General features: G+C 51.8%; 3 protein-coding genes. All 3 read left to right on the top strand.

Going from position 1 to position 6,778, the window contains the following annotated elements; translation table 11 throughout:
- Positions 1 to 85 precede the first annotated feature (85 nt).
- Positions 86 to 2,032: a serine/threonine-protein kinase gene (locus L6963_RS11575; RefSeq protein WP_237207703.1), complete on the top strand. Its 1,947-nt coding sequence runs from the start codon at positions 86 to 88 to the stop codon at positions 2,030 to 2,032.
- A 322-nt stretch (positions 2,033 to 2,354) separates the two neighbouring features.
- Complete coding sequence (locus L6963_RS11570) at positions 2,355 to 2,636, top strand: pyrophosphorylase (RefSeq protein ID WP_237207704.1); 282 nt, start codon at positions 2,355 to 2,357, stop codon at positions 2,634 to 2,636.
- Positions 2,637 to 3,262: 626 nt separating this feature from the next.
- On the top strand, positions 3,263 to 6,778 hold a 3,516-nt coding region (locus tag L6963_RS11565), incomplete at its 3' end, for a DUF6531 domain-containing protein (RefSeq protein WP_237225470.1).

The raw sequence follows: 6,778 nt of genomic DNA, 5'->3' as shown, positions 1-6,778 counted from the left end.
TGTCTGACTCAAGTAGCTATGATTGTTTTGGGCTGTCTGCATGGCTGCAGCCTGATATATATTGGCGTGGTTTATGAGGAGAAGTATGGCTGATGCCGTAGCTGGTGCCCCCCTGGGGGCATCCTATACCTTAGTTGAATGTGTGGGTAAGGGAGCTTCTGGGCAGGTCTGGTCTCTTCAACATGCCAAAAACAATGAGCCTCTTGTCGCTAAAATATTACATCCTCATTTAGCTCAAGACCCAGCTATCGTTGAGCGTTTTGTGCGCGAGCGTTCCGTTCTGCTGGGTCTAGAACATGAACATATTGTGCGGGTTCATGATCTTGTTGTTGAAGGCGATACCTTGGCCTTAGTGATGGACTACTATGGCGGAGGCTCTCTTCGAGACATCTTGCAATGTCAAGGAACTCTGCCTCCTGCTGAGGCCCTTAGAGTATCGGCAACAATTCTTGAGACGTTGGCTTACGCGCATGGCAAGAATGTGGTTCACCGAGATATTAAGCCCGACAACATTTTGTTTGCTGCTACGGGTGAAGGTGTGCTCGAAAATTCTTTGCACGTTACTGATTTCGGTATTTCATCTATTATTACTGCTGATCGAGCTAAGACAACAGGCATTGTGGGTACTCCCTATTACCTTCCTCCTGAGCTCATCTCCCAGGGCGCAGCGGGTCCTGCTGGTGATGTTTATTCAACGGGAATCTTGCTATACGAGCTCTTGTCAGGCCGCACCCCGTTTGCGGGTGAAGGAACTGATTTTACTATTGCCTACCGTCATGTTAATTCTGAGGTACCGCTCCTTGATATGCCTCAACCTCTGATGCAGGGGGTACTTTCTCTTCTCGAAAAAGACCCGGACCAGCGTCTGCACCCTCTGGACGCAGCAGCCCGGCTCAGGGAGCTAGCGGTTCGTTTTGAGCATATGGCAGCGTTATCACCGGCTCACGCTCCTGAACACTTTGAGGTTTCTTCACGCGCCCAGACCGTGGTTAGGGGTTTGAAGGTAGAAGCTGTAGATACAGTTGAGTCCGCTGACGAGGCTCCTGCGCCATTTCTGGGGGAGGCTTCAGCTGCAACGGTTATTAAACCTCAACAGGTTAAGAGACCGGCTCGCCCTACAACTAAAGTGGAGGTGAGTGAAGGGGCGCAGAAGGAGAAGAAAAACTCAAAGGCTTTATTGTTGGGGGTATTAGGTGCTGTACTTCTGTTAGCTTCTGGTGGGGCTATCTATTGGGCAGTGGCGTCTAGTGCTCGGCCGGCAGACCCCTTTACAGTCATGGGAAAGCAGGAGTCACCGTTGCCTACTGGTCTTGCTGTGCGCCGTGAGGCCACCTACGATCCGGCGTCTTCAATAATTGATATAACGGTTACCTACAGCGCGCAGAAGGCTTCTCTTTCAGGTGATTTTCTTGAAGTGCTACCTGCTACTTCAGAGGGCGGCAGCTGCCCGAACGTTGTATGGGAAGGCATTGATGCAGAGAGAAATCAGCCTTCTATTACCGATATGAATGTTGAGTGCGGTTGGAGTATTCAGGGTGTTGAGATTCAGCCGAACCAGCAGCATGAGGTAAGAGCTTCTGTGTCAGCTGATATTGCTGATGAGCAGCAACTAGAAGACTGGTTGTCTCAGGTATCAGAGCAGACTAGCGCCGCTATTACTTCAGAGGATTTCAAGAGTACGGCTTATCCTGTTCAGCGGATAACGGATATTGCGGTGAAGGTACCTGCTCGTACGGTCAGCCAGGCTGTTGTTCCTGTGACGCTTTTGCCTGTATGGCCTAGCGGTGAAGACGCCCTAAACCCGCTTTATCTGTCGGAGAGCGGGGGAACTCCTACAGGGATGCTTCAGGCAATCGCTGGTTCTCAGCAACCTGTACGGTTTTCGGATGGGTGTGCTGGGCGCCTTATGGTGGATTCCAGCGGTGTCAAAGTGACTGCTCTATCTGTTACGGAGCAGTGTTCTGTGCTTGCTCAGGTGGGTAACTTTACTGACTTGAGAAGCTCCAATTTTGTGATTACAACCCGCGATTAGGGTACGCAGATGATCCTGGTGATAATGTTACTTATCAGTAACTTAGCTGAGAGCGATCTGAGATAAAATTTTCTCATAAAATTTCTACAACTAGCAGTTGGATATTTGACCCACATCGCGATGTTTCCCCTTGTCTCCAGGAACCTATACTTGCATTTGAAAATATTTTCTTGGTATGCACTAAAGTACGTACAGAGTTAGCGGGATAAGGAAGGAATTTTTGGGTATCCTCATAACTAGGCTCATGTTCAAGAGTTAGATCAGCTTCGGTCTGCTTGCTTCTGAGCTGCTCAACACACCGTTTTATGAAAGGTTGACTACCATGTCACGCGTTCTCTCTACTGAGCAGGCAAAGGCTGCCATCAACAACATCCAGAACATCATCAACGGCGGTCTGACCGAACAGATCAACAACCTTAACCGTGAAGGTTCAACCCTCTCACAGCCTGATGTATGGGATGGCCCTCTGGCAGCGCAGTTCCGTGATGTCACTTGGCCCGAGACCAGTGCAGCTCTTGATAAGGCACGCACCGAGCTTGAAGAACTTCAGCAGCAGCTGCAGAAGATTGCTCAGGATATCTTCACCGCAGGTGGCGGCGCCTAAAAACACTTACCTTTTCCCCTGCAGGTAGGGCAACCCATTCGTTGCCCTACCTATGCGTTTCTCGTCTGCCCAACGCACTAAACTGCTATCTAATTTCAGCGGGACTTGCCTGTTCCACCCGCGTATCTGCCTAAGGACCTACCTTCCTCATGAACGATCAGAAAATCCCGTTCAGCATAACTACCGCCGAAGACCTTAAGAACAAGGCACAGGAAGCTGCGCATGCTCTCGAAAGCCAAAGCGCAACTCGAAGTGGGGCAGCCGGAACTATCCTGACAGACTTTAAAGGTCCGCATGCAGATACCTACCGCGCTAACGTACGAACTGTTACTAATGACTTGCCGGTTATGGTCACCCGTCTTCAAGAGATTAAATATCTTGTGGAGCGGGCTATTGAAGCCTACGAAGAAGCCAAGGCAGATATGGAAAGAAACCGGCTAGAACAAATGGTAGATGACCTTTTAGAAGCGGTTGGTCTAAGTGAAAAAGCCAAAGTTCCTGATTCCCCTTCTCTTCCTCCCCTAGAGTCAGTTTCTACAGCACCTAAGGCCCCTATTCATGCTGATGTCCCTGGTATAGCTATAGTCTCTGGTGTGCCCGAAAATATCCGCCAGGGAATAGGAACCTTGCGAGCATGCGATGATGCATTACGTGAGAAAATTGCGAACCTCTCAGGGGCTCTGAGTAGCTACCAAATCGATTGTTCTTGGGCGCCTATCGATGCTGCCAAAGTAGTTGAGGCCATAAATCGCTGGTGTGATGAAAACGCTAGTGAACACACTTGGTTAGAGAAAATCGCCACAGAATTTGAGAACGTTACGGGTGATGCAAGTCAGGTAGCTTCTATACCCTATGTAACCTTAGAGGCGTCCGTTGGCCCTGCTGCCACCCGTACTCCTCTGGCTGTTGATGCTCCAACAATCCGAGGTACAGAAGCTTCCGCAGGCTACATCGGTGACCCCGTCAATGCAGCAACCGGTAACTTCATCGAACCAGAAACAGACCTGACCTACACCGGGGCGTCGTCCGCGCTGACCTTCACCCGCATGTACAACGCCGGCAACGACCAAACCGGTCTCTTCGGCATTGGGTGGTCCTCTTCCCTTGACTCACGCCTTATTCTCACCGATGAAAGAGCAACCTGGGTCAAAGAAGACGGCCAGCACCTCATTTTTCCTCGCGCAGGGCAGGGCTGGGAACGTGCACACCTTCATGCCCTATGGCTTACTCAAGAGCAGCCCAACCACGTTGGCCTATCACTGCCGGCTGAACACACTCACCACCAGAACCTGCTGGTTATCCGCGACAACGCAGGTCAGATATGGGTGTTTTCACCGGCAGGAACCTACCTGGGGCACAAAGCAAGCGATGGTAATGTCATCACTTTTACCTATAATTCTGAGAATCTGCCTACGCGTATTACTCACTCCCGCGGGCGGTTCATCGATATTGAATACGTAGGCGGATACGTGGCCTATATCCAGGGCCATGAGGGTAGTCGCGTTGAGTATTCCTACGACTGCACCGGGCACCTGCTATCTGCTACTACTGCCGTTGGTACCCGCAGCTACGCCTATAACGAGGCAGGTCTCATCAGTGCCGTTACAGCAGCGGACGGCACCGTCGAGGTTGAGAACACCTATGATCAGCTAGGTAGAGTTTCTTCCCAAAACTACCCTCATGGTGTAGTTCGCCGATACTCCTACCTCTCCGGTGGAGTAACTCTGGTAGCTAACGAAGACGGGTCACACGCTAACACCTGGATCAGTGATGAACATGGCCGCCTGATCGGTATGATCGATGCCAATCAGCAGCGTCAGTCTATGGGCTACGATACCTTCAACAACCGAGTAAGCGTCACTGAACGTGACGGCTCCACTACGGTCCGCCTCTTCAATAAGCGGGGTCTTTTGACCCGTGAAGTCACTCCTGAAGGCGCTGATATTACCTGCCAATGGGATGAACATGACCGTCTGATAACTATGATGACTGCTTCTGGGGCGGTTCTGTCTTACGAGTATGCAGATTCCACTGGCGAGCAGCGTAACCCTGCCGTTCTTATCGATGCTTTAGGCGGTCGCACAGAAATGGTGTGGCGTGATGGTCTCTTAATGAGCATGCTAGGGCCCACCGGTGTAGGGGTGACTTTTACCTACGATGCTTTGGGTGACCTAGTGGGGGTAACGAATGCTGCTGGGCACACGACACGTTTTGAGCGGGATGCTTCTGGCCGCGTCACGGAGCTTGTAACCCCTCTAGGTGCACGTACAGCCTTTACCTACGATGGGGCTGGGCATCTGGTAGCTCGTGAAGATGCTGACGGGGCCGTGTGGCGTTTTACCTACGGTGTGGGTGACCGTCTAACTGAGGTGAAGGATCCTGCTGGGGCTGTCACCACCTACGAGTACGGTGTAGCTGGTGATGTGGTGGCAGTTGTTGACCCGCTTGGGCGTCGGACTGCTCGCAGCTTCGATTCTATGGGGAACGTGAGTTCCCTGGTTACTCCCTCAGGCTCTACCTGGGTCTTCAACTACGACGAGCTGATGCAAAATGTAGGTGTTGTTGATCCTCTGGGGCATATGTGGGCTCGTGAGTTTGATGTTAACGGTGAAGTCACGGCGCTCATTGATCCAACGGGGGTTCGTACGAGTGCTCAATTGAATCGTTCGTCAGGCATCCAGACCATTACTGATGCTTTCGGCTCTTACACTACACATTTTGATGCCTACGGCCGACCGGTCAAGGAAAGCACCCCGGACGGTTCTGAGGAAGTCTTTACCTATGATGCAGCCGGTAATGTGGTTGAGATTTTGGACGCTGAAGGCCATCTTACTGTGTTAGGTAGGGACGCCCGCGGTGAAATTACCAGCATTACCTCGCCCGAGGGGCGGGTTACGTCCTTTAACTACGATGAGTGCGGCCGTCCTTGGACCATGACTGATCCGGCGGGCGTTACCACTACTTTGACTTACGATGCTGACTCGCGAGTTGTAGGGAGGGCTTCGTCTTCTGGTGCTTTTGAGGAGCTGACGTATGATGCGGTTTCTCGTGTGCTGGTTCAACGAACCAATACTGGTGTTGCCCGCTACGGGTATGATGTGTGCGGTCGAGTAACGAGCGCTTTTGATACGAAGTTTGGGCGCCGTCGTTTTGCTTATGATGCTGCTGGCCAGCTGGTGAAAGCGGTCAGCGGCCTGGGTGGAGTGACTCGTTTTGAGTACACCGCTGATGGTCTGCTAGCGGCCCGTACTGATGCTCATGGCGCGGTAACACGTTTCACCTATGACGCTGCTCATCAGCTGGTGAGCGCTACTGATTCACTCGGGCGGGTAACACGTGCCTCATACGATGCTGCGGGGCGTTTAGTGACAACGGTTAACCCAGATGGTGGTGAGCTTTCCTACTCATATGATGCCGCTGGCCTGCTAGAAAAAAGCTTCTTTAACCAGCAGCTCATTGCTCGAGTTGAGCGAGAGGCTCTCACTCGTACCGTGAAAATATACGATTACACAACCTTTGGCACCGACCTTATCGCCAAGGACCTTGTTCCTACAATCCACACTCTGAGCCATGACAGGCTTGGCAGGGTAAGTGAGTACAATCGCTCCACTAGCGGTGCACTGAACACTCATGCTCAGGGAAGTAATACCTGCGTTTCATATACCTACACCCCTGATGGGGCCACCGCTTCCACAACCGTAGATGGAGTAAGCACTCACTACACCTACGCCGCTCATACCGGTCTGCTAACCTCCGCACTACGTTCTACTGCTACTGGCAGAGAAGAACTCACCTACCACTACAACGCTGTTACTGCTGCTCTGGTCAAGATTACCGACGCCACAGGTGCCCTAGTGCGCTCCTTCGACGCTGTACCTACCGTGGTACCAGAGACCCCTGCTGATACCGCAGAACCTACTGAAACACGCTACCGCGCAGACGGTGGTTGGGTAACTATCAGTACCAACACTCACCCAGCGACGGGTGAGCTCGTAGAGTTCAAAACCTACTACAACAGCACAGGTCTAGTCATTGGGGAAGAAGACCCTGTTGATGGGTTGCGCCTTTATACCTATGATGAGGCTCACCAGCTTACATCGGTGCGCTCTGATGCTGGTATTCATTCTTTTGAGTACTCACCG

The organism is Rothia nasimurium (genome assembly GCF_928392795.1).
GTDB lineage: Bacteria > Actinomycetota > Actinomycetes > Actinomycetales > Micrococcaceae > Rothia > Rothia nasimurium_F.
The sequence above is the reverse complement of the archived record's forward strand: the minus strand, read 5'-3'. Positions and strand labels throughout refer to the sequence as shown.

What these genes read in the sequence shown, in the direction of transcription:
- L6963_RS11570 (WP_237207704.1), top strand. Translation starts at nt 2,355, where the DNA reads ATGTCACGCGTTCTCTCTACTGAGCAGGCAAAGGCTGCCATCAACAAC.
- L6963_RS11575 (WP_237207703.1), top strand. Translation starts at nt 86, where the DNA reads ATGGCTGATGCCGTAGCTGGTGCCCCCCTGGGGGCATCCTATACCTTA.